We start from the raw sequence: 25,124 nt of genomic DNA, 5'->3' as shown, positions 1-25,124 counted from the left end.
ACTATGACGAACGAGTGAAAATAAAAAATGACTACTACACACTAAAAAAAAGTGGTAGAAGTCATTAGCAAAATTGCGGTTTCAGTAAGAACTGAGGGAGACATTCATTCCCTATTAGCATCAATATTATCTGATAAAACCCTCGTTTTGTCAATGGATGCTGGTCGTGAAAAGCAATCCAACGAATACTTATCTTTTATACATACTTATGGTAAAATTAATTTCATAAGAATTTACATGTGAATTGAGCGTCGGAAGAGTCAATGGCAAGAAAAGGGATGAAAGGACGATCCTTCTACTGGTTGACCAAGGGGAAAACAGTGGGTAGTGAGGAATCGAAGGGGAAAAAAGAATGATTGCATTTATGACGATCGAAAAATGGCTGCAAAGTGAGCGTTTTTACTATGTGATCCTACCAATTCTCATGGTGGTTGGTCTGATCGCATTATTAGGGTTCCTGATGGTTCTGCTTTATCGAGAAAACCGTAACCCGAAAGTGACGCTATTGCTTGGCGGCATAGTCGTTGCGTGTCTGCTAGGCTTTTTTATTGGAGATCAAGTGTATGGTGAATTCAAAACGTATAATGCGCTGATCACACCGAATATCCGAGACCGCGAAAAAATGTTTTTAGGCTATAAATATTACGAATCTGATACTACAGCAGTTTATCAGCGCATCCAAAGCAATAAAGCGATTGAAACTTTAGGGATCTATCAAGCAGTACCAGTGGAACGGGCGATTGAATTTCTTGGATCTGCTCATAACTCCGTATATTTTAAAATGGGCGCCCAGGTTTATTATGCTCGCTATCAACCGACATTTGTGGAAGAGGAAACAACGGCTAAGCTGCAGGGGGTTCAATACCATTTGACTGATCCTTCCTTTGAAACGATCGGCTTCTATTCCGAAACCAACAACTATTTGACGGCAATTACGATTCCAAAGTCTCAAGAAACCCTCGAATATCAATCCGTCGATTCTGTGATCCCGAAAGAATTTGGGAAAAGTCAAACCCAATGGGCGTTACCAAATAGGAATGAATAACCATAAAAGAAAACTACCTAAGTCACGAAAGAAAGCTCCTTCAAGCAGGAATCTTCCGTGCGCAGGTAGTTTTTTTGTATGCTTGCTCAGATAACATTACTCTCGCTATGGCTGCTCAGGTAGTCCTCTTTCTTTTTGCGAGACAATTTTTTGAAGGCGGCTTCTGCTTGAGTGGCTTCACTGCGAGTGGAAAAGCTTTCCGCATGGATCATTTGTAATGGTCTGCGACTAGCAGGACGGGTATATTTTGCTCCGATCCCTTTGTTGTGCTCTAATAAGCGGCGGCTCAAATCAGTGGTATAACCACCGTAGAAGGATTGATCGTTGCAACGCAACACATAAAAATAATGATTCTCAGCAGCCATAGAGCATCGCTTTCACTTCGGGACTATAGGCACCCGTTTCATCATAGGTAATGAGAGGGGAATCAATTTTAAAGCCATCCGCCTTGCCATCCTTGATTCCTTCAATCAATAAAATATTGGCCTCTTTGCCTACTTTCGGATAGACGAAGCGGACGCGCTTTGGTGCGATTCGATGGGCGCGCATATGGTCCAAAATATCGAGAAAGCGATCCGGGCGATGAACCATCGCAAACCGTCCGTTCATTTTTAACGCTTTGCTAGCGGTTTGGATCACTTCATCTAAAGTTGTGGTGATCTCGTGCCGAGCGATCGCTAAATAGGGATTCGGGTTTTTGATCGCCGTCGGTACATTTTTAAAATAAGGGGGATTGCAGACCAATAGATCGACGGAATCAGGCTTGATTTTTTGAAAGAGGTTCTTCAAGTCCAAAGGATAGACCGTCAGCTGGTCTTGCAAGTCGTTTAATTCGATACTGCGCTGCGCCATATCCGCTAAGCGTTCTTGCAATTCGATTTGATAAATATGAGCGGTCGTTTTTTTGCTGATAAATAAACCGACTGCGCCATTCCCTGCACAAAGGTCAACGATTACGCCTCTTTTTGGCACTCTAGCGTAATTTGCTAATAACACAGCATCTAATGAAAAAGAAAAAACTTCGGAACTTTGAATGATCTTGATGTCATCGGCATACAATTGGTCGATGCGTTCGTTCGGTTGCAACATGAAGCATACTCCTGTTCTAAATTCATTTCAATGTATTATACTACGATTAAGAATAATGGGAAACGCTAAAAAATGCTTGTCATTTAAACCGTTTTTTTGCATACTTGAATAGGAGAGAAATAGAAAGGAAAATGAGTATGTTTTTTCGCTTTATGCGCGGTGTGGTTCGCGTAGTATTATTTTTGATCAACGGCAATGCTCGTTATCAAAACAAAGAGGTTTTACCTAAAAATGAAAACTACATTTTAGTGGCTCCTCACCGAACCTGGTGGGATCCATTGTACCTAGCAGTGGCTGCTCGACCAAAGAAATTTAGTTTTATGGCGAAAGAAGAGCTGTTCAAAAACCCGATTTTACGGTTCATTTTGATCCATGCCAATGCTTTTCCAGTTAAACGAGACAAACCGGGACCGAGCGCGGTAAAGACGCCAGTCAAAATTTTGAAGGAAACGGATCTTAGCTTGATCATGTTTCCAAGTGGTACGAGACACGCAACGGCTTTAAAAGGCGGCATGGCGTTGATCGCAAAAATGGCTAAGGTCAAGATCGTTCCCTCTGTTTATCAAGGACCGCTGACGTTAAAAGATCTTTTTAAACGCAAGCGAGTAACCGTCCGCTTTGGGGAGCCCATTGACATCAGTGACATCAAAAAGATGGACAAAGAGGGCTTGGCGGAAGTCGAACGGCGCATCCAGGGTGCATTTGACACACTGGATCAAGCGATTGATCCGTCATTTGTTTATCAAATCGATGAGTCCAAAAGAGAAGATTAATACCTAAGAAAAGCCGCTGATCCTTTTGTGATCAGCGGCTTTTTTCTAAAGAGTTAATCCAATAATTCGAAAGCAAATTTGGTCCACGGTTTTAAATATTCCAACAAAGGCAGCTCGTCACTTGAAATGGCGCCGACTTTGTTTTTCCGTGTGTCTTGGTGAGGGGTCAAAACGATCTGCAATTCGTTTTTGTATTGGCCAAAGGTATCATTGCCGATAACGATGTCCCCATAGGCAAAAGGTTCTTGGTTTGTATGAGGGAGGTTTTCGATGGGACGGTACTTCACCCGTGATTGTGTGGAACGAGCGACTAACGCATTACTGTCACCACGCCGAAAATGATTGGTTTCGGCTAATATTCTTCGTTCGATTTCGCTGGCCTCTGCTTCTACGAGAACGCCAAAGGTCAGCTTGTAACGATCGATCGCCGCCAGAGCTTTCAGCTCTGCATCCGACGCATAAGCATTGCCGATAATCACGGTATCGATCAACCCAGAAGCAAAAAGCAGCTTCCCTTGCAGCGCCAATGGTAAATCTCGACAAGATTCTAAGGTCGGTAAGCCATCATTGACTTCCCAAGGGCCGATTTTGGCTGATTGACTAGTGATGAAGGCGGCTGTTTTCAACCCATATTTTTTAAAACGTTGACTGCAGCTGCGGAAAAAAGCATCCGTTAAGCCTGTGCCTCGTTGGGGGTAAAAATTGTGGCAGCCATATAAAAAAGGTTCATTGGCTTGATAAGAAAGGATATTTTCTAAATAGTTCACATCATTACTCATATTCAATTCAATCACCAAGCCAAATGGATTAAAGGTCAGCTGGGCTTCTTTACTGCCATCAAACCCTTGATCCAAGCGGATACCGTCCGCGCCTAATTCTGCAAAGAAGCTAAGATCGTCATAAGAGATCGCCAGATCACTAAAAACAGCAGGCGAAATATCTAATATCGTTTCAAAGCCAAGGTTCTTGGCAAAGCCGATAATCGAAGAGAATTTTTTTCTGACGGTCTCTTTGCCTTCACTGACTTCTAGCATACTCATAAATAAGCGAGAGTAACCAAGGGCAGCAGCTTTTTTTAAATAGTCTTGATCCAGTAAAGGATCACTATGGTCGGGGTAAATCGAAAGGCCAATTTCTCGTTTCAATGGTTTTCCTTCTTTCTAAAAAACCGCACGAAACACCTCTTGGCATTGGAAAAAGCTGGTGAGGAAGGCTTCTTCTGTTTGTCTTGGTGGGTGCTTCGTACGACCTTTATTTACACATTATTGTGCGACTGGTTGATTTTCTTTTTCCAATTCGTTTTTGTCGTAGATTTTTACGAATGGGTAATAGATCAGGATCGATAAAAGAATCAAAAGAACATTCAGCACGATCGCACGCCAATCGCCGCCAGTCGCTAAGAAAGCGCCAATTGGTCCAGGCAATGTCCAAGGGGCATTGACCGTAACTGCATTGACTAAACCAGCTGAGGTAGCGACCCACGCAATGACGCCATTGATCAGTGGTGCAATGATGAAAGGTGGGATCAAGATTGGGTTCAAAACGATCGGTGTACCGAAAATCAGTGGTTCGTTGATGTTGAAAATAGCTGGAATCAAGGCTGTTTTTCCTAGTTTTGAACCGAATTCCGATTTGGTGCGAAACGCTAACAAGATAGCCAAACCAATCGTTGAACCAGCCCCACCGATCCAGATGAACCATTGATAAAATGGTTCGGCTGCGATATTGGGAATCATATCTCCTGAAGCAAGCGCAGTCGTATTTCCTTCCAATAACTGCAACCATAATGGACGAGCCAGTGAACCAACGATAGAAGCACCATGGATCCCGAATGACCAGAAGAAGGTCGTCAAGAAGGTGATCAAAAGCACACTTGGCAAGGTGTCTGCGGCACTGACTAAAGGATCAACGACTTTTGCCACGATCGTGTGCCAGTCAAAGCCGATATAGTAAGTGATCGCACCCATTCCTAAAATAATGACTAAGGTAGGGGTCAAGGCTTCGAAAGAACGAGCGACTGCAGGTGGGACTTGTTCTGGCATCGTGATTTTAAATTTCGATTTGTCCGTTAACCGATAGATTTCAACGGCAAGAATCGAGGTGATGATCGCCACGAACATACCAGCACTCCCTAAATTGGCCATTGGCAAGACAAAGCCGACCGTTCCAGCAGCATCCAAGGCTTCTGCTGGGATATTGACAGGGGTGAAGGTCAGTAAGAAGGCGGTCGTAGCTAGGATCCCGCCAGAAAGACCATCAAGCTTATAAGAGCGAGAAAGACTGTATCCGATCCCGAATGCCGCATACAAGCTCATAATGTACATCGTCATTCGATAAGGCAATAAGATCGTTGAGGCATTGCTAGACAAGAATTGATAGATGCCCCAACTTTGAGGCAGCGGTGGAAAGGCTAAAATCATAAAGAACGAACTGACGATGATCAATGGCAAGGTTGAAACGATCCCGTCACGAACCGCCCGCAAGTGACGCTGGCTGCCAAGTTTTTCCATCGGTCCTGCCAAATGGCGCTCGATGAATTGAGTGAATTTATCTAACATGGTTTATCCTCCTAAGGTGTTTTACATTTTTGCTTCCCATGGATTCGGAATGATTTTCCCTAAAATCACGCCTTGGGCTGCCCCGGTTGCTGCAGGGGCATTATTGACACGGCTGTGAAGGGTTTCATTTCCTAAGATGGCAAAAGCCACCGCTTCTTTGGCATCGTTGGAACCGCCAATGTCATCTTGTGTTCCAACGGCTACTGATTCTGGTAAATAGCCTTGGATCAGTTCAATCAGCAGATGATTGTGGGCACCACCGCCCGAGAGAATCACTTCCAGATCGTTTGTTCCCAACTGAGGAAAAATGAACCGTTGGTAACTGTCAGCGATGGAAAAAGCGGTGAAATCGGTTAAAGTCCTCACCAAGTCTTCAGGGGCTGCTTCGGGATACTTGGTCAATAACTGCTGCACAAAATGTTTTCCAAAAAGCTCACGCCCGGTGCTTTTCGGCGGTTGCTGGGACAAATAAAAATGAGTTCTTAATTCCTTTTGCAAGGTGGGTATAATTGCTCCCGCACGGGCTGTTTCACCAAACGCATCATAAGGCTGACCGAATAGCTGAACCATTAATTCATCGATGACCATGTTTCCTGGACCTGTATCAAAGGCATACAGCTCGTTTAAGCTGCCACTTTTTGGTAGTACAGTAACATTGCCGATGCCGCCAATATTTTGCAGCAAACGATTTTTGGTGTCTGATTGATAGAGCAGATAGTCTGTATAAGGAACAAGAGGGGCGCCTTGACCACCAGCAGCCATATCCATCACTCGAAAATCGGCGACGACTTTCGTTTGTAAGCCATAAGCGATAATTGAAGGTTCGCCAATTTGCAAGGTGCTGTTTTTCGCTGGGTCAGCATCGGGGGAGTGCCAGATCGTTTGTCCGTGGCTGGCAACAAAATCAATGCTTTTTTCTTCAATACCAGCTTTTTGGCAGAGGATTTGACACGCTTTCAAAAATTCATACCCTAATTCAGTATTTAATTGGCAGATGAGGGGAACATTTGATTCCACCGGATCACAAGCGGTTTTTATTCGCTCCTTCAATTCTTCACCAATGGGCAGCGTGATCATTTCCATCAGCTTTACGTCAGTTTCGGTGCCGCTGCCATTGATTTTTACTAAAGCAGCGTCGATCCCATCCAAACTGGTTCCTGACATGAGTCCTATTGCAAGCATAGCGTTTCTCCTTTCTTTTAGAATAGTGATGAAAGCGATTGTTGAATTCGATTTCACACTCATTGTAAATGAAGTGTAATTATATTTCAAGATATAAATTTATAATTGAAAAAACATTTCAACATAATGATGTCAGGTGTTCGCTCTTTTTATCAAAAATGAGTGGTAAGTGAAATTTCGCTGGCAGAGAGATGTCTAACGATCAGGGAAAGTGGTATAATGGTTGGAAGGATATTTTTTAAGAAGGTGAAGAAATGCGCTTTATACATACAGCTGATTGGCACATCGGAAAAAAACTACATGGCTATGATTTGCTGGAGGACCAGCGAGCAATTATCGATCAAATCATTGCGATCGCTTTAGAAGAAAAAGTCGCTGCCATCGTCATTGCAGGTGATCTGTATGATCGTTCCGTTCCCGCTGTCGATGCAGTCAAATTATTGAATGAAAAAATCGCAGAAATCAATCTAACGAATGAACTGCCTTTATTGGCTATCTCAGGAAACCATGATAGCCCAACGCGGCTAGAAACCGGTAGTCAGTGGTTTCAACAAACACGCTTTTACCTGTCCACCAGCATCGAACAAAGTTTGCACCCGGTTGAGTTTGACGATACACAGTTCTTTTTACTGCCTTATTTTGAACCGATCGAGGCGCGCTTGTTTTTTGATGAACCATTAATGAAGATTTCTGATAGTGTCCAAAGAGTCATTGAGGAGATGACCAAGCACTTTGACTCGTCCAAAAAGCAAGTGCTAGTGACCCATTTTTTTGTGGCGGGTTCTAGCCAAACAGATTCAGAAACAAAAATTCAAGTTGGCGGATTGGACAGCGTACCGACCACCGCTTTTGCGCCATTTGATCGAGTCGTTTTGGGGCATTTACATGCCAATACCGCCCTGAAACATCCGAAAATCGGGTACAGTGGCTCTCCGCTGAAATTTTCCCTTTCTGAACGGACGAACCAAAAAGGGGTCTATCTTGTGGATACTGTAAAAGACACCAATGAATTTATTCCCCTCACACCAAAAAGGGATATCCAGCAACTGACGGCTTCCTTTGAGGAGTTGATCGATCCGGTTTTTTACCGTGATCTAAATCGTGAGGCGTTTTGGCATTTTCTGCTGACGGATCGTGCTGTGATTCCAAATATGATGAATCAGTTGCGAAAAATCTATCCATTTATTTTGTCTGTCGAACGGTTGAATGGACGAGAACAGACGAAAAAAAGACAGCTAACCACACGAGAAACCGACCCGCAGACCTTGATCAGTCATTTTTTTCAAGAAATGACGGGAGATTCATTGCTCGATGCACAAACCAAATGGATCGAACAAGGATTAAATGAAGCATTTGTCGTGGAAAAGAGGGAATAGTCATGCAACCGAAGTCTTTACAAATGAAAAATTTTGGTCCATTTATTGATGAAAAATTGGATTTTAGTCAGCTGCAAGCTGGCGGTTTGTTTTTGATCAGCGGCAAAACGGGTGCAGGAAAAACGACGATTTTCGATGGCATGACGTTTGCCTTGTTCGGTGAAACATCGGGGAATCTGCGCTCAGGAAAAGAAATGCGCTCGATGTTTGCTTCACCAACCGAAGAGACCAGCGTCACGTTTACTTTTGAACATCAGCGTTTTACCTACCAGATCCAACGGAAACCGGAACAGACGTTAGCAAAAAAACGTGGTGACGGGGTCACCAACCAAACGGCAAAAGTCCAGTTGACGATTTTTGACGCCGAGGGCAAAGAGAAAAAGCAAATCAGTAAACGGACAGAAGTTGATGCGTTTATCAAGGATCTGCTGCAGCTGGATGCCAAACAGTTTTTTCAAATCATGATGTTGCCGCAAGGAGAATTTCGTAATTTTTTGATTGCCAGCAGCAATGAGAAAGAACGCGTTTTACGGAATTTATTTGGCACGGAAATGTATCAACAATTTAATGAATGGTTGAAAGAGCAAGTCAAAGCACAAAGTAAAAAGCTTGAGCATCAGCAGCTGGTCGCCTCACAAATCATGGAGCGCTTTGAATGGGAAGAAGCGCAGGAGGTTTTAACGGTTGCGGAAGGTCTGACTTTGTGGGCGCAGGATTTAGAAAAACAACAAGCGCAGCTTCAGCAATTATTGCACAAAAAAGACCAAGCGATCCAAGAAATGAAAGCTGCGCAAGATGCTTTTTACCGTGCAAAAGAAATTGAAAATGCACGGATCGAATGGCAAGGTCTACAAGAAAAAGCCCGAGAGCTGCATGCTAAAAAAACCGAGATTGCTCAGAAAAAAGCACAGTTGAACCAGTTGGTGTGGGCGCTTGAACATCAAGAAATCATGCAGCAAAAAGAAGAACGAGTGAAAGAAGCACAGCAAGCTGCTCAGCAAATCAACGAAACAAAGCAGCAGTTGCAAGAAATTCAGCAGCAACAAGTAAGCTGGCAAGACCAACGAGCGTTGATTGACGGCATCAAGAAAAAACAGGAAGCTGCTAGTCAAAAAGTTCAACGAATCCAGCAGCAGATCCCGCTAGCACAGCGTACACAAGCGCAGCAAGAAGAAGTGGCGCAACTTGAAAAAGCCGCACAACAACAGACCACCGAATTAACGAAGATAAACCAAGCGCAAGCAAGTGCCAAAGCGCAAGCGCAGCATCTGGTAGAAGAAATCGAAACCTTGCGAGGGTTTCAAACAGAAGCGGTGAAATTGGTAGAAACGCAGGCTCTGGTCGAAAAATGGCAGCAAGCAAAAGCGCAGTTTCGTGAAGCCGAGCAAAAAGCAGGGGAACAGCAACAAATTCATTCGGAGTTAGTTCTTGAACAACAGCAATTAGCAGCATCCTTGCTGGAGCTGCAAAAAACGTTAAAACAAGAAACCAGTCAAAATGCTCGAATGCAAATTGCTCGGCTTCGTCTATTACTGGAAGAAAATGAACCCTGTCCGGTTTGCGGATCATTGGATCATCCGAATACACAGGAGCACACGACCTATCGCATCGAAGACATCATTGCCAGTGAACAAAGACTTGAGCAAACACAAGAAAAATTGACGAAGATCCAGCAGCAAGTATCGGCAAATCAAACGCTGCAGGAGCAAGCCACATTGCGAATCAGCGAATGGCAAGCCACCAGTGTTGCTGCGCAGAAGCAAGTGGAATTCGCTTGGACTGCAGTTCAACAGGCATTTGCTACCTTGCAGCCGTTAGAACACCAAGAGGCGATTACCGAGGAAACGACGGTAGCGGAACTAAAGAAACGGCAATCTTTCAATCAACAAAAAGCCGCTTCTTATGAAGACGCACAGAAGAAACATCAGGCAGTAAATGAGAAATTAGCAACGTTAAATGAGTCCTTTCAGCAAGTCAGTGAGCAAGCGAAAAAAGCCCAAGAAGCGCGTCAGCTTGCGGAGGGGAAATTGGCTTCTTTACAGGAACAACTTGCAGGCGCAACGTATGAACAATTACAAGCAGATTTAACAAAAACCAATGGTTTACTGAGGGAATATACGCAACAAATTGAGGCTGATGCCCGACAAGAAGCGCAGCTAAACGAGCAGCAAGCGATTCTTTCAGAGAAGCTGAAAAATCTGCAGCAATTTTTTGAAGAAAAGCAAGCGGCTAAGACAAAAGCAGAACAAAGACTGACGCAGCGACTCCAAGAAGCTGGTATGACGGAGGAAACGATGCGGGAATTGATTGCCCAAGCCGCTCAAACAACCGTTCTCTCAGAAGAAATCAAAACCTATGAGCAAGAAACGGTGTTTGTTCAGCAACGGCTAGCATTGTTAGATGCACAGTTAAAAGAGCAAGCTGCGATAGATTTAAACCAATTGGAAGCTGACTACCTTCAGTTGCAGACCGTGATGGAGGAACTACAGCAAGAAACAGTTCGCAAACAGGAGAAAGTCAACGTCAATCAACGGTTGTTTGACGAGCTGCAGGTCATTTATCAGCAAAATGTCGAAGAACTGGCCCAATTAGGCCAACTTCAGCAGTTGGCAGAAACCATCAACGGCGAAAACGTCAAAAAAACCAGCTTGGAACGGTATGTACTGCAGCAATTTCTGACAGAGATCTTAGAAGTCGCCAATGAACGCTTGGCTCGGTTGACTCGTGGCCGCTATCAATTTGAATTAGCGGATAAAGTCGGGAGCTATCGAAGCTCAACAGGCTTAGAAATTGACATATATGACGATAATGCGGGACAAGTCAGAAGAGCTCATACACTTTCAGGCGGCGAAAGCTTTATTGCTGCCTTAGCGTTGGCGATCTCTTTGGCGGATGTGATCCAGCAACGAGCTGGTGGGATCGAGATCGAAGCCCTCTTTATTGATGAGGGCTTTGGATCGCTTGATGAAGAATCATTGGAAATGGCGATGGAAGCATTAGAAATGATCGAAAATGAAGGGCGCATGATTGGGATCATCAGTCATGTTCGAGAACTGCGGGCAAGAATCCTGCAGCAAGTTTTCGTAGAAACTAACGGCAGCGGGCAAAGCCGGATCCGAATAAAAGAATAAGGAGAGGAGGGCTATTATGAAGTGGAGTATTCCAGAAAAAGTAATTGAGCGTGGCAGAACGTATGTCAACGAAGATCGCGTCTTATCTGTCACACCAGACAAAGAAAAAAATGTGTGGCACGCAGAAGTATTGGGGACAGAATTGTATTTAGTGACCTTAGATGCTACAGCCAAAGAGGTAGATTATTGCCAATGTCCGTACTGGGAAGAGCATCATTATTGCAAACACACGGTGGCAGTCGAACTTTATCTACGCAAACAAGGGAAAACACGAAAAATCAATGAGCAAACCCCCATCAAAAAAGCCTTTTCTGCTTCAGAGATGTTTTCCAACGGCTTTGCCCGCTTAGGGAGCGAAAAAGAAACGAGCCAACCCTTACAGGTTGAATTTCGGATAGATACCATCGCCACCAATCCTTACCATCAAGAAATGGATATCTTAGGGATTTCCCTCAAAGTCGGCCATCGTGGCACCGCACGGACCTATGTCGTTAAAAACATTTATAAATTTTTGCAGATGTACCAAGAAAACAAGCAGTACGCAGCGAATAAGCAGCAGACCTTCTTTCTATCTGCGGATGCCTTTGATGAGAAAAATCGAGCCTTGTTGAATCGATTGGCAGGAATCGCGCAAACGCAACAGTTAATCGGGCAAGCAGGTATTCAGATCAGTGGTAAACTTGACAAAAAGTATTTGCTGCTACCAGTTGAGTTCGGCAAAGAATTGTTGTTACAGTTAAACGAAGTCTATACGCAAATAACCATTGGTGAAACAAAAGTCAATGAAGCCGATTTTCAAATCGGTGAACCTTTGTCGTTTTCAGTCACAAAACAGGAGGATCATTTTCCGCTGGAATTCGTGAAAGATTTTGACCATTTACTTAGCTATTATAATTGGGGTCTGCTGGATGGAACCTTTTATGAACTGACTGTCGAACAAAAGGAAATCTATGTCACGATGCAACAGTTGTTTAAACGATTTGAACAGCCAGTCATCGACTATCCGAAAGAAGAACTAGCGAATCTTTTTATGAAAGTATTGCCTTATTTGCGAAAAATCGGGCGTGTCCAAGTAGCACCTGAAGTTCAAAATGAAATCGAAGAGTCTGAATTGAAAGCTGTCTTTTCGTTACGGAAAATCAAAGGACAAGTCGATTTACAAGTAGACTTCACTTATGGAGAAGTCGTTTTTTCAAGTGATGAAAAACATCACTATATGCCAGAAAATCATCCCGAGATTTTACGTGATTTTCAACAAGAAGCACGAATTGAAGCGATTATTGAAACCTTTGGCTATCAAGCGAGCACTAAAAATTGGCAAAAAAGCTTACCTGCGGGGGAACAACTTTATACCTTTTTTACAAGGGAGATCCCTGTTTTAAGGCAATTAGGTGAAGTCCGTATCGGCAAGAAGCTGCGGGAACTTTACCTTGACGCCCAACACCATCGACCAGAAATCGTTATCGAAGAAAATGGTTCTTGGTTGGATATCAAGTTTGATGTCAGCGGCATTCAAGAGTCAGAGATCAATGAGGTCTTGCGCAGCCTGTTACAGTCTGCACAATTTTATACCACAGAAAATGGGCAAGTCCTTTCATTGGAATCGGAAGAGTTTCAAGAAGCAAGTGCTGCCCTGAAAAAATTGCGTCTTTCACTAGAAGCGAAGGATGGGGCGATCCAAGTTCCTTTGAATCAAGGGCTGCTCCTGCAAGAGCAGTTTGCTGATCAAGCCAGCTTTAGCGCCGGTTTTCAGCAAATGACGGAAGACTTGATCCACCCAGAAAACTTTGAGGCGCAGCTGCCAGAAAACTTGCATGCTGAGTTGCGCCAATACCAAGAAGTTGGCTTCCGTTGGCTAAAAATGTTGAGCCACTATCAATTTGGCGGTATCCTTGCCGATGAGATGGGGTTAGGGAAGACCGTTCAGACGATTAGCTACTTACTTTCAGAAAAACAAGAGAAACAAAAATTAAATGCGCTGATCGTGGCACCTGCCAGTCTAACATTCAATTGGCAGCAAGAAATCAAACGGTTTGCGCCGACGATTTCCGCGTCTGTCATCAGCGGAACGAAAGAAGAGCGCGAAGGGCAGATGGCGCAGCCAGCGGACGTCCGCATCACTTCTTATGCAAGTTTGCGGCAAGACATTGATGCCTATCAAGTATTAGATCTGACTTGTTTGATTTTAGATGAAGCGCAAATGGTCAAAAACAGTGCGACCAAAACGGCACAGGCCTTGCGCTCCTTGGAAGTTCCACAGCGGTTCGCCCTCAGTGGCACACCGATCGAGAACAATTTAGAAGAATTGTGGTCCTTGTTCCAAATGATCATGCCAGGCTTTTTCCCGAACAAGCAAAAATTTAAAGAACTTTCCACGCAAGAAATTGCGAAAATGATCAAACCCTTTATTTTGCGAAGAGACAAAAAATCCGTGCTGCATGATTTGCCGCAAAAATTGGAAACAAATTATTACAGTGTTTTAACAGAAGAACAAAAGAAAATCTATTTGGCGTACTCGCGGCAAATGCGGGAAGAAATCGCGCAAATGGATTCTACGTCTTTTCGTAAAAATCGAATCAGTATCTTAGCTGGTTTGACTCGACTGCGGCAAATCTGTTGTGACCCACGATTATTCGTGGAGGATTATGAAGGGTCTTCTGGGAAACTTGAACAGGTCAAAGATTTACTCTTAGCAGCCAAAGAAAATGGACGTCGTGTGCTGCTATTTTCTCAGTTTACTAGCATGCTTTCGATCATTGAAGAAGAGCTAGCACAAGAAGGGTTTGAGTCCTTTTACTTGCGAGGCAGCACACCGCCGCAAGATCGTTTGACGATGGTCGATGCCTTCAATAGTGGAGAAAAGGACGTCTTCTTGATCTCGTTAAAAGCAGGAGGAACAGGACTGAATCTGACCGGCGCAGACACCGTGATCTTATACGATTTGTGGTGGAACCCGGCGGTGGAAGAACAAGCCGCTGGACGAGCCCATCGGATCGGTCAAAAAAATGTTGTCGAAGTCTGGCGAATGATTGCTGAAGGAACCATTGAAGAACGAATGGATGCGTTGCAACAAGAAAAACGTGAGCTTTTCCAAAAAGTGATCCAAGGCAATGAAACACAGCTTCAACAAATGACAGAAGAAGATATTCGCTTGATATTGAGTATCGGCGAAGAAAGTTAGCCAATCAAAAAGATGGACCTGCCGCAGGAGCGAAGGTCCATCTTTTTTTAGTTATACATGTAAGCAGGTACTTGCATCAGTGTGTCAATACTGTCTTGCAGCTGTGAAAAAGCGGTGATCGACACATCTGGCAATTCTTCCAATCCATTAGGGGCCTGACGGAGACGATGATTGAACCACAAGGCTTGCCAACCGGCTTTCTTACAGCCCACTACGTCATTATCAAAATTATCACCAACGTACAGTGTCGTTTCTGGATCAAGAGCAAAGTCGGTTTCTGCCAATTGGAAAATTTCAAGTTGGGGCTTTTGATAACCAGTTGCTTGTGAAATGATCATATGCTCTGGTTTGATCCATCGAGTCAGTTGCAACTGATCCAATTTTTTTTGCTGGTGGTCAGTGGGACCATTGGTAATAATTCCTAGTTTGACTGGCAATGTGGACAAATAGTTCAAAGTTGACTCAACTTCAGGATGCAGCGTGATGGCATCTAGTTCATGTTCATAACACAGCTGAAATTTACAGCTTTCTTCCATTGTAATAGGTAAGTACCCTAAATCCGTTAATGAATGGGTCAGTCGAAAATAACGAAAATGATCTAGCGTCCATTCATTTGCCAATACCCGTCCAAACTGCTCATCACTGTGCACCCGAAACCGTAAGTAAAGAGCAGTTAAATCTTTGTGGGCTATTTGTGGGAAACATGAGGTTACGGCATTACGAAATGGTTGTTGCTGGTCATATAAGGTATCATCGACATCAAAAAGAATACTAGTGATCAAAAAAGACACGCCTTTCAGAGTTAGTGAAAATTTTCAGTTTGTTTTCGAATCAATCATAAGCCATTATTTCTGTAAAAAAAAGAGGAAAATCCCTGCAAAATAAAGGTTTTATTTACTGTTTTTAGAAATCCGCGTCTTCATAGGTTTTCAAAATTATAGTGAATTTTACCCATTTTCACATGTTTCTCATTTTGCATTTCTACTGAGAGTTGCTTATAATGAAAGCTATTGAGGAGGGGGAAATGTGTTAAAAAGGTTTTTTCGTTATTATCGACCGTATCGGTCACTATTTATACTCGACTTTACTTGTGCGGTATTTGCTGGTTTATTGGAACTAGCCTTTCCAGTTGCCGTCAACCAAGTAATCGATAAGATCATGCCTCAGAACAACTTTCGCCTAATACTGTTGGCATGCTTAGGCTTGTTCTTGTTTTATGTGATCAATACTGTGTTGCAATATATCGTGGTTTTTTATGGTCATAAACTTGGGGTCAATATTGAAACTGATATGCGTCAAGAGTTATTTCGACATCTGCAAACGCAATCTTTTGAATATTATGATAATCAAAAGACTGGCAAGCTGATCAGTCGATTGACTACGGATCTCTTTGAGATTTCTGAAGTCGCTCACCATGGTCCAGAGGATGTTTTTATTACCATTATGACTTTGGTCGGTTCATTCCTATTGATGTTAAATATGCATGTTCAATTAGCTGTGGCAACATTTGCGTTGATTCCCTTGATTACGATCGCCTTGGTTTTTTTCAATAAGAAAATGACCAAAGTCAACACACAGATCTATGATAATCTCGGTGAGTTCAACGCCGGAGTGGAAGCATCTGTCAGTGGCATTCGAGTGACACAATCATTTGCCAATGAAACGTTTGAACATAAACGTTTTGACGGGTTAAGTGAGATTTATCGGCAGTCTAAAATCCTTTTTTATAAGGTAATGGCAATCAGTTCAGCGTACAATTATTTCTTGATTCGGTTGATCAACTTGTTTGCTCTGATCTTTGGTGCCTACTACGTGATTCGTGGCGAACTGACGAACGGTCAGTTCGTAGGGTTTATTTTATTGTCAAATGTCTTTGTTAGACCAATCGAGAAGGTTAATACGATGATCGAAAGCTATCCGAAAGGAATCGCTGGCTTCAAACGCTTGACCGAAGAGTTGGATAAAGAACCGACGATCAAAGACAAGCCAGGCGCACGGGCAGTAACTTCCTTAAAGGGAGACATCGTCTACCATGATGTTTCTTTTTCCTATGCGGATGCGACGAAAGTCTTGAATCACATCGACTTGTCGATCAAAGCGGGTGAGACGATCGCCTTCGTTGGACAAAGTGGTTCGGGGAAAACAACGTTATGCAACTTGTTGCCGCGATTTTATGAAGTCACGGAAGGCGCCATTACGATCGATGGCATCAATATTCAGGAGATGACCTTGGCATCTTTACGTCAGCAGATTGGTACGGTGCAACAAGATGTTTTTCTTTTCCCAGGAACGATTCGAGAAAATATTGCTTATGGCAAACTTGATGCAACAGAAGAGGAGATTTTAAAGGCTGTCAAATTGGCACACTTAGAAAAAGTCATTGATCAAATGACGGATGGCTTGGATACGGTCATCGGTGAACGAGGCGTCAAATTATCCGGTGGCCAAAAGCAGCGAGTAGCGATTGCTCGGATGTTCTTGAAAAACCCGCCGATTTTGATTCTAGATGAAGCAACTTCAGCGTTAGATACCGAAACGGAACAAGTGATCCAAGAATCATTGAATTCTTTGGCAGATGGGCGTACAACCTTGATCATTGCCCATCGCCTCGCAACGATCAAACATGCGACACGAATCATTGTCGTTAGTGAGAAGGGGATCTTAGAAGAAGGAACCCATGAAGAGTTGATGGCGAGAAAAGGGCATTATCGTGCATTGCATGATGCTCAATTCGCTCGTGACCGAGACCCAGCACTTGCTTAGAAGAAAGACATAGTAAACGATCAGTTCAAGAATAGTACAGTCTATTATGCTTTGTCAGTGACCAAGCAACAAATTGGCTGGCTTCTTGGATTGATCGTTTTTTACTGAGTTTTTTGTGAGAAACCCTTTTCATTTATAAGCAGATGTTCATTTCTGCTGCTGTTTTATAGCAGATTATGACAGAAATGCTTCTATGGTTTTCTGATTAAAAAGGAATGTGATACAATAAAACCAAGAAGAAAGAGAGTGGTTGCGATTACTCGTACAAAAAAATAACATCCATTTTCCTTGTAGCGCGATCGTTTCTCGGCAAAGGAAGGATAGTGAAAAAGTTCTTTTGAAAACGATTGAGCGATGGCCTTGGTTTTTCTCTCATTTTTTGATTACATCTGTAATTGTCGAAGGGAAATAAAAAAACGTTGCCTTCTGTTAAAAGAATATTTTAATATTCTGACATCTTTTTGATACACCTTTGACACACTGTTGTATAAAAGGAGTAATATTAAAAAAAAATTTGAGTTTTCTCATTTAAAAATAAACTTTTTGAAGGAAACCTTTTGCCTTAAAGGTTTCGCTTTTAATATAACTTTCGAGTTTTATTAAAAAATATGAGATTTAGACTAGATTTTTTTTAGTTAAACCTGTATAATTGAAATCAAGCGAGGGAACAGGACTTGCTTGATTGAAAATTAAAAAGGAGAGATGCACGTTGTTGACACTATACACTTCCCCAAGTTGCACATCTTGTCGCAAAGCTCGTGCGTGGTTACAAGAGCACGAAATCCCTTTTGTTGAAAGAAATATTTTTTCAGAACCGTTAAATATTTCTGAGCTTAAGGCAATTCTACAAATGACAGAAGATGGCACAGAAGAAATTATTTCCACCAGATCCAAAGTATTCCAAAAGTTGAATATGGATCTAGATGACCTGCCCCTAAAAGATTTATTGACACTTGTTCAAGAAAACCCAGGATTATTGCGTCGTCCGATCATGATTGATGAAAAACGATTGCAAGTTGGGTTCAACGAAGATGAAATTCGTCGGTTCTTACCTAGGGATGTTCGCCAACTGGAATTAAGACAAGCGCAATTAATGGCAGGATTATAAATTTGACTTCATCGACTCGCTTTCTCTTTGAAAGTGAGTCTTTTTTTGAGTTTTTATGTTTTTCTTAAGAGGATATTCGTTTTCTCTTTACTTTTTATCAGGTTTCGATACAATGAACCTATAGTGAGTAGCAAAAGTGAGGTGTAGCTAATATGGAAATGGAACATATCAATGAGAACACCATTCGTGTATTGATCAAAAGTGAAGACTTAGCTGCGAGAGGCATCACTTTTCTTGACCTTCTAGGAAATCACAATGAAATTGAAAACTTCTTTTACAGTATTCTTGAAGAAGTTGATATTGACGAAGAATTTAAGGGCAGTGAAGCTGTAACTTTCCAAGTCTTGCCTAAAGGCGATGGGTTAGAATTGTTTATTAGCAAAAATCTTCCACCAGAAGGAATGGAAAATTTTGATGAGATGAATGATGAAGCGAATGAAGACATTACCGACATGTTGAAAAAGCATGTGGCGGCTCAATTACAAGAGTCGGAGCAAGCAGAAGACATCGGCAATCGTTTTGTATTCGAGTTGTTGCGATTCGAAGATATGATTCAATTGGCATCCGAAGTATATTTGGATTCCGTTGCAACCAATCTTTACCAAATGGGTAACCATTATTATATTGAAATTCGATTCATGGATGTAGAGGTTACTGATATTGAAGTGGAGAACGCACTTTCTTATTTGATGGAATTTGCCCAACGGACATCAGTGACGCCAGAGGTTTTATCTGAATATGGTCAGTTGATCATGGAAAACGATGCACTTGAATTGACTCGTTTCTACTTCAAAAATGATTAATGAATGAAATTCATTTCCAGCCAAGAACATGTTGCTAATGTTCTTGGCTTTTTCAATTGTGTTTGATGAAAATGGCGTATCTTTTATTGAGGTGAGTTAGATGCTGAAAGCATTGAACCAAGGAAAAGAAGTCATTGCAGCGAAAGGGAGAAAGAAAGCATCAGGTCCTTTTTATTGCCCAGGGTGTCACCAAGAAGTGACTTTGCGGCAAGGAACCAAACGACAGCCCCACTTTGCCCATCAAGCAACTGCTGATTGTCAGACTTACAGCGAAGGGGAGACGAAGGAACACTTGGAAGCCAAACAACTATTGTTTGAATGGTTTCAAGATACAGGGATTGAGATCGAAGCTTTTTTGCCTAAACTCCAACAGCGTCCTGACCTTTGTTATAAGAATATCGCCATTGAAGTACAGTGTTCTTCCCTCAAGTTTTCACGATTTCTTGAAAGAACCAGCACGTATTTAGCAAACGGCTATCGACCATGGTGGATCTTAGGGGAGAAATTGCATCCGAAACGCCAATGGTCACTTTTGGCAAAAGCCTGCTGTAGTTATCAGGCAACTGGTTTTTGTTTGTGGCTGATTGATACGCAAAATCAATCCTTAATGAAGTTAGAACAAATCAACTGGCACTATCAAGAAGGAGTCAGCAGTCAACAAAGCGATGCTCGAAAAGGGGCGCCTTACCATAAAGAAACACTTCGCCCTTTGTGCAAAGGACAAAGATCAAACCATCACCGTCCTCCTGAGTGGCTTGCTGCAGACTATCAGGTGTGGTTGATACAAAAACTGCGAAAGAACCTGCCAAAAATCCGTATGATCCAAGAAATATTGTATCCGTTAAAAGGCAATGTCTCCCAGCTGCCTATGTGGTGCTATTGTGCAAGCAGCTTTGGCATTTTATTTGAGCATCGAATATTGGTTTTTCGCTTTCTTTATTTAAGTGACTGTCCACTTCGTTTTGATCAATGGGTGGCACGGCTGCGGCAGCTGGATTGGCAATGGCAATTCCCGTTACTGGATCAACGGGAAATTTTGCGTGGACTCTTTCAAGAATGCCAATATTTAGAAAATTCGGTTTCTTTTTAAGCCAATGATTTGGTTTCACTGAAAAGTATGATAAGATATTTTTAACCAATGAACAAGGAGTGAAGGGAATGTCAGAAACAAAACAATTACCAGCACGTGAATCGATTCCAGTCGAAAAAACGTGGGACTTAACGAAAATCTATGCCGATGATGCGGCTTTTGACATAGAATTTCAAGAGATCCAAGCACAAGTCAAAGAAGCAAGTCGTTACCAAGGCACTTTAGCCGATGGGCCGCAAGCCTTCTTATCCGCATTAGAATTTGTTTTAGCGCTTTCTCGTCGTTTAGAGAAACTCTATGTATACAGTCATTTGAAAAACGATCAAGATACTGCCAATACGACGTATCAAGGCTTGTATGCAAAAGCAAGTAACTTAGTTGCGCAAGTAAGTGAAGCCGTTGCTTGGTTTGATCCTGAGCTATTGACAATGTCTGATGAAACGATTTGGGGCTATTTCGATCAAGAGCCGAAACTAGCTGTTTATCGTCATATGATCGAAAAAACCATCAACGAACGTCCACATGTCTTGCCAGCGGAGCAAGAAGCGTTATTAGCTGGTGCTGGCGAAATTTTTGGGGCACCTGGCAACATTTTTTCTGTTTTAAACAATGCTGATTTGGATTTTCCAGTAGTTGAAGACGAAAACGGGGAAAAAGTGCAGTTATCTCATGGTGTATACGGTGAGTTGATGGAAAGCACGGATCGGTCTGTCCGTGAAGCAGCCTTTAAAGGTCTTTATGGTGTCTATGAGCAATTCCGCAATACCTTTGCCCAAACATTAAGCACCAATATCAAAGCCCATAACTTTAAAGCAAAAGCCCGCAAATTTGATTCGGCACGGCAAGCCGCTTTGAGTGCCAACCACATTCCTGAAAGTGTCTACGATACATTAGTGGATGTCGTCAATCAGCACCTGCCATTGTTGCATCGTTATATGGCATTAAGAAAACGCCTGTTGGCTGTCGATACGTTGCATATGTATGATGTTTATACGCCGATTTTAGGGGAAGCACCCATTCGATATACCTATGAAGAAGCGGTCGAAAAAGCGAAAGAAGCGTTAAAACCATTAGGTGAAGAATACCTTGCGGTGGTTGAAGAAGCCTTCAGCAATCGGTGGATCGATGTCGTTGAAAACAAAGGCAAACGTAGTGGCGCGTATTCTTCTGGTGCCTATGACACGCTGCCATATATCCTGATGAACTGGAATGATCGATTGGATCAACTCTTTACTCTTGTTCATGAAATGGGACACAGTGTGCATAGTTACTTTACACGTAATAACCAGCCTTATGCCTATGGCGATTATTCGATCTTTTTAGCGGAAATCGCTTCAACCACCAATGAAAATATTTTGACAGAGTATATGCTGCAGACTGAAACAGATCCACGGGTCAAAGCTTATGTCTTGAATCATTTTCTCGATGGCTTCAAAGGAACGATTTTCCGTCAAACGCAATTTGCCGAGTTTGAACACTTCATGCACGTGGAAGATGCGAAAGGAACACCGTTGACCAGTGAGTTCTTAAGCGAGAACTATGCCGAGTTAAATGCAAAATACTACGGACCTTCTGTTGAAAAAGATCCTGAGATTCGTCTTGAGTGGTCACGCATTCCGCATTTCTATTACAATTACTATGTTTACCAGTATTCAACCGGATTTTCGGCAGCTTCTGCTTTAGCGAAGAAAATCTTAGCAGGTGAACCAGATGCCTTAACCAACTATTTGAACTATTTGAAAGCTGGACGCAGTGATTATCCAATCGAAGTCATGAAAAAAGCGGGCGTCGATATGACAAAAGCAGATTATATTGAAGACGCGATGAAAGTATTTGAGCAACGCTTGAATGAATTGGAAGAACTCGTCAAAGAAATTGAAGCATAATTGAAAAGCGAACCAATCCGTGAAGGATTGGTTTGTTTTTTTGTTTGTCCACAATAAAAAACGCTCCGCAGCGAGCCAAATACAAGATCATCGTTTGGCTCGCTGCGCAGCGTCGCTATTGAATAGGGTTTCATAAAAGAATCAACCCGCGATCAATTTCATGAATAGTGGAAAGTTTTGGTGCTTTCAAAGACTGAGCTTTTTGTAAAAATGTATCGAGTTCTGTTGCTGTACCACAGACGAGCGGAAGACTTCTCAGTTCCTCTGATCCTTCTAAAAGGACCCCATATTCTTCTTCACTTGAAAAATCATACACCACAGCAGAGGGTGTGATCGTGATCCCCATATCTTTGGCTACACGCTGATCGGTGGCAAAGTTCTTTTTCACTAGCTCAGAGGATCGATCTTCTAGGAACATCTCTAAATCACCATTCGTTTCAGAAAATAATTCTTTCACTAAGGCATCGCTATATTCTTGTCTTTCGATCCCTATCCGTTGTTGCAGTTTCAACAAGAAATCCCGCGCAATTTTTTTTCCTTGCAACTGAGCTGCCTTATAGTCCAGTGATGCAGCATAGATTTGGTTGGTCTGTTCATTTCGCAAGACCAAATCCGTCTTATTCATGGACAAATAGTCCATTGAGACACCTACGGAAAACAAGTTAACGAAAGGTAGGATCTGCAAATGGATTTTTTTGCGGCTGGTGTTTAATTTATTGAGAATCTCTTTTTCGATATCATAACAAATAGGCCCAATCGGATTAATAAATAAAAACAGTTCGATCATTTGAATCTCTCCCCAATTAAGATTCTTTTGTACCTTGAAAAACAAAATAAGTATGTTTTATTAAATATAGCAAAAAAACGCGAAAAAAGTAAGCAAAAGGACAGCTTACTATGATTTTTCTTCAACGGCTCGGATGATCTTGTTTTTCGCTGGTCGGTAAGGAACGCCAAAGAGACGTAACAAGGAGTGAAAGGCATCTTTCCCTTTAATCGGTTCGTTGACTTCTAACTCCAACTCATAATCATGCTGTTGACCATACCAGCTTTCATCTAACGCGAGCAATCCTTCTTCAATCGGAAATTCCGCCCGTTTCGTTTTTAATGCTGCGATCATACGTAACGTGTCAGGCTCGATACCTGCCGCTCTTAGGCGCTGAGCAACGATACCCGTAGGTAGAATTTTTTCTGAAGCAATCAATGAAGCTGCGGACGTTTTCGTTAAAGGATCAGTCGTCTCTAATAACCCGTGCTCAATGGGGGTTTTTAGCGTTAATTCCGCATTGGTAGCAGTCGTGCGAATACGCAAGCCGAATTGCTTTTCCCGCAGCTTATGATCTGCCGTATCAAAATAGTAGTTGGTTTGTATCTTAAATGCTTCTTCTGACAAATTGTAATAAGCAAGCAACTGGTGGTATTCTTTTTCCGTCAACATCGTTTTATATTCGATCTCTATTTGTTCGCCCATCGTTTCTCACTCTCTTTCTGTTGCAACCATAGTGTACGCTGTTTCAGCTATTCCGTCAAAGAAACCAAACAAAGAAAAGCTGAGACGTTGGGGGAGAGACAAAAAATCTTTTGTTTCTGCTCTTCTGTTCATTCAGTTTTATTCCAAGAGTATGGTAGAATAAGAGGTATGTTATGAACAGAATCGAGGGAGAAGAATGATTCGAGATTGGGAAGAATTCTTAGCGCCTTATGAACAGGCGGTTTCAGAATTAAAAGTAAAATTAAGAGGCATACGAAAACAATATAGGGAACAAAACAAGCATGTTCCCATTGAATTTGTCACTGGGCGGGTCAAGCCAGTGGATAGCATTTTAACGAAAAGTAAATTACGTGGGATTGCTTTGGATCGGCTTGAAGAAGAGATGTCTGATATCGCTGGATTACGAATCATGTGTCAATTTGTGGAAGACATTCACCAAGTCGTTGAACTCTTACGAACACGCAAAGACATGAAAGTGATCATTGAACGGGACTATATCACCAATAAAAAAGCCAGTGGCTACCGTTCGTATCATCTAGTGATCGAATATCCCGTTCAACTGATCGACGGGGAAAAAATTATTTTAGCTGAGATTCAAATTCGGACACTAGCGATGAATTTTTGGGCAACGATCGAACATTCACTAAACTACAAATACCAAGGGGAATTTCCCGCTGAAATCAGTGAACGGCTGCGTCGGTCGGCAGAAGCCGCCTATCAGCTAGATGAAGAAATGTCCAATATCCGTGAAGAGATCCAAGAGGCACAACGGTTATTTTCACATGGGAAAGGCAAGCGAGGCGGACATGATCAGAACCCGTTGCCAAAGGGGGAAACGGAATGAAAGGTATCCGCGTGGCAATCGTCCATAATCAAGAAAGCAAGTCGGTAGAAGTGACAAAGCGTTTAACTACGCTTTTAGAACAATCTGAAAATAAGATCGATCAAGACAATCCTGAATTAGTGATTTCTGTTGGGGGAGATGGCACGCTCCTTTCTGCTTTTCACTTGTACAATCATAAGTTGGACCAAGTGCAGTTTTTAGGCGTCCATACGGGTCATCTCGGCTTTTACACGGACTGGCGAGATTATGAATTGGAAGAACTAGTCGAGTCATTATGCAATGACCATCAAAAAAGCGTCAGCTATCCGTTATTAGATGTTCGTATCACGTATGCGAATGGAAAATCAGACAAGCATTTCCTTGCATTGAATGAATCAACGATCAAGCGCGGCAATCGCACGATGGTTGCCGATATTTCTATTAAAGAAGACCTCTTTGAAAAATTTCGCGGCGATGGCTTATCGATTTCAACGCCCACCGGCTCCACTGCTTATAACAAGAGTGTTGGTGGGGCAGTCTTACACCCAAGTATCAATGCCTTTCAATTGGCAGAGATTGCTTCGTTGAACAATCGTGTCTTTCGGACCCTTGGTTCGCCGATCGTCGTGGGTCACCATGAATGGGTCAAAGTACAACTGCAGCAAAGCACCGACTATTTAGTAACGATCGATCAGTTTACCATCGAACAAGAAGAAATCGATGCTATCTATTACCGTATTGCCGATGAACGGATTCATTTTGCGTCTTATCGGCATATGCATTTTTGGAATCGGGTCAAAGATTCCTTTATTGGAGAAGAATAA

At 42.4% G+C, this 25,124-nt stretch carries 20 protein-coding genes and 1 riboswitch; of the genes, 12 read left to right on the top strand and 8 right to left on the bottom strand.

The window, feature by feature from the left end:
- Positions 1–48: 48 nt before the first annotated feature.
- Positions 49–121: riboswitch (Fluoride riboswitch) on the bottom strand.
- Positions 122–352: 231 nt separating this feature from the next.
- Positions 353–1,045 carry a hypothetical protein gene (locus IGI71_RS10640; protein ID WP_005229673.1) on the top strand — a complete coding sequence of 231 codons (693 nt, stop codon included), beginning with the start codon at positions 353–355 and terminating at the stop codon, positions 1,043–1,045.
- An 86-nt stretch (positions 1,046–1,131) separates the two neighbouring features.
- Here IGI71_RS10640 and IGI71_RS10635 read toward each other — a convergent pair whose 3' ends face one another.
- On the bottom strand, positions 1,132–1,410 hold the full coding sequence (locus IGI71_RS10635; protein WP_005229675.1) for a GIY-YIG nuclease family protein: 279 nt from the start codon (positions 1,408–1,410) through the stop codon (positions 1,132–1,134).
- Entirely contained in the window at positions 1,400–2,134 is a 735-nt protein-coding gene (locus IGI71_RS10630; protein WP_005229677.1) for a tRNA1(Val) (adenine(37)-N6)-methyltransferase, read from the bottom strand. The genes IGI71_RS10635 and IGI71_RS10630 overlap by 11 nt, the downstream gene beginning before the upstream one ends.
- Positions 2,135–2,271: 137 nt before the next feature.
- On the opposite strand from IGI71_RS10630, the gene IGI71_RS10625 reads away from it, so the two are divergent.
- Positions 2,272–2,907 (top strand): lysophospholipid acyltransferase family protein, encoded by a 636-nt coding sequence (locus IGI71_RS10625; protein ID WP_005229679.1) that lies wholly within the window; start codon positions 2,272–2,274, stop codon positions 2,905–2,907.
- A gap of 53 nt (positions 2,908–2,960) precedes the next feature.
- Here the strand turns inward: IGI71_RS10625 and IGI71_RS10620 are convergent, their stop codons facing one another.
- From IGI71_RS10620 to anmK, 3 genes are all read right to left on the bottom strand, one after another.
- Positions 2,961–4,052 (bottom strand): DUF871 domain-containing protein, encoded by a 1,092-nt coding sequence (locus IGI71_RS10620; protein WP_231434813.1) that lies wholly within the window; start codon positions 4,050–4,052, stop codon positions 2,961–2,963.
- Between the two features lie 117 nt (positions 4,053–4,169).
- Positions 4,170–5,465 (bottom strand): PTS sugar transporter subunit IIC, encoded by a 1,296-nt coding sequence (locus IGI71_RS10615; protein WP_231434812.1) that lies wholly within the window; start codon positions 5,463–5,465, stop codon positions 4,170–4,172.
- Positions 5,466–5,486: 21 nt separating this feature from the next.
- Positions 5,487–6,647 carry an anhydro-N-acetylmuramic acid kinase AnmK gene (gene anmK / locus IGI71_RS10610; protein ID WP_231434811.1) on the bottom strand — a complete coding sequence of 387 codons (1,161 nt, stop codon included), beginning with the start codon at positions 6,645–6,647 and terminating at the stop codon, positions 5,487–5,489.
- Positions 6,648–6,901: 254 nt separating this feature from the next.
- On the opposite strand from anmK, the gene IGI71_RS10605 reads away from it, so the two are divergent.
- The 3 genes from IGI71_RS10605 to IGI71_RS10595 are packed head-to-tail and all read left to right on the top strand — an operon-like array spanning position 6,902 to position 14,335.
- Positions 6,902–8,023, top strand: coding sequence for an exonuclease SbcCD subunit D (locus tag IGI71_RS10605; protein ID WP_231434810.1), 1,122 nt, complete (start codon positions 6,902–6,904; stop codon positions 8,021–8,023).
- 2 nt (positions 8,024–8,025) lie between these two features.
- Positions 8,026–11,154, top strand: coding sequence for an AAA family ATPase (locus IGI71_RS10600; RefSeq protein WP_231434809.1), 3,129 nt, complete (start codon positions 8,026–8,028; stop codon positions 11,152–11,154).
- A gap of 16 nt (positions 11,155–11,170) precedes the next feature.
- Complete coding sequence (locus tag IGI71_RS10595; RefSeq protein ID WP_430615683.1) at positions 11,171–14,335, top strand: SNF2 helicase associated domain-containing protein; 3,165 nt, start codon at positions 11,171–11,173, stop codon at positions 14,333–14,335.
- Between the two features lie 47 nt (positions 14,336–14,382).
- Here the strand turns inward: IGI71_RS10595 and IGI71_RS10590 are convergent, their stop codons facing one another.
- A complete protein-coding gene (locus IGI71_RS10590) occupies positions 14,383–15,117 on the bottom strand; it encodes an HAD family hydrolase (RefSeq protein WP_231434807.1) in 735 nt (244 codons plus the stop codon).
- Positions 15,118–15,361: 244 nt separating this feature from the next.
- Between IGI71_RS10590 and IGI71_RS10585 the strand changes: the two genes are divergently transcribed.
- The 5 genes from IGI71_RS10585 (at position 15,362) to pepF (ending at position 21,985) form a co-directional block, all read left to right on the top strand.
- Positions 15,362–17,098 carry an ABC transporter ATP-binding protein gene (locus IGI71_RS10585; RefSeq protein WP_142968251.1) on the top strand — a complete coding sequence of 579 codons (1,737 nt, stop codon included), beginning with the start codon at positions 15,362–15,364 and terminating at the stop codon, positions 17,096–17,098.
- 709 nt (positions 17,099–17,807) lie between these two features.
- Positions 17,808–18,206, top strand: coding sequence for a transcriptional regulator SpxA (spxA, locus tag IGI71_RS10580; RefSeq protein ID WP_003127030.1), 399 nt, complete (start codon positions 17,808–17,810; stop codon positions 18,204–18,206).
- A gap of 152 nt (positions 18,207–18,358) precedes the next feature.
- On the top strand, positions 18,359–19,009 hold the full coding sequence (locus IGI71_RS10575; RefSeq protein WP_231434806.1) for an adaptor protein MecA: 651 nt from the start codon (positions 18,359–18,361) through the stop codon (positions 19,007–19,009).
- Positions 19,010–19,109: 100 nt separating this feature from the next.
- Positions 19,110–20,099: a competence protein CoiA gene (locus IGI71_RS10570; RefSeq protein WP_231434805.1), complete on the top strand. Its 990-nt coding sequence runs from the start codon at positions 19,110–19,112 to the stop codon at positions 20,097–20,099.
- Between the two features lie 68 nt (positions 20,100–20,167).
- Positions 20,168–21,985 carry an oligoendopeptidase F gene (gene pepF / locus IGI71_RS10565; protein ID WP_016610833.1) on the top strand — a complete coding sequence of 606 codons (1,818 nt, stop codon included), beginning with the start codon at positions 20,168–20,170 and terminating at the stop codon, positions 21,983–21,985.
- A gap of 130 nt (positions 21,986–22,115) precedes the next feature.
- On the opposite strand, the gene IGI71_RS10560 is transcribed toward pepF, so the two are convergent.
- A complete protein-coding gene (locus IGI71_RS10560) occupies positions 22,116–22,772 on the bottom strand; it encodes a ClpXP adapter SpxH family protein (protein ID WP_005229705.1) in 657 nt (218 codons plus the stop codon).
- 108 nt (positions 22,773–22,880) lie between these two features.
- Positions 22,881–23,456: a CYTH domain-containing protein gene (locus tag IGI71_RS10555; protein WP_016610835.1), complete on the bottom strand. Its 576-nt coding sequence runs from the start codon at positions 23,454–23,456 to the stop codon at positions 22,881–22,883.
- Between the two features lie 196 nt (positions 23,457–23,652).
- On the opposite strand from IGI71_RS10555, the gene IGI71_RS10550 reads away from it, so the two are divergent.
- Positions 23,653–24,321 (top strand): GTP pyrophosphokinase, encoded by a 669-nt coding sequence (locus IGI71_RS10550; protein WP_005229708.1) that lies wholly within the window; start codon positions 23,653–23,655, stop codon positions 24,319–24,321.
- A 5-nt stretch (positions 24,322–24,326) separates the two neighbouring features.
- Positions 24,327–25,124: an NAD kinase gene (locus tag IGI71_RS10545; RefSeq protein ID WP_026008090.1), complete on the top strand. Its 798-nt coding sequence runs from the start codon at positions 24,327–24,329 to the stop codon at positions 25,122–25,124.

The organism is Enterococcus sp. DIV1279b (assembly GCF_050531515.1).
Taxonomy (GTDB): Bacteria; Bacillota; Bacilli; order Lactobacillales; family Enterococcaceae; genus Enterococcus_D; species Enterococcus_D casseliflavus.
The sequence above is the reverse complement of the archived record's forward strand: the minus strand, read 5'-3'. Positions and strand labels throughout refer to the sequence as shown.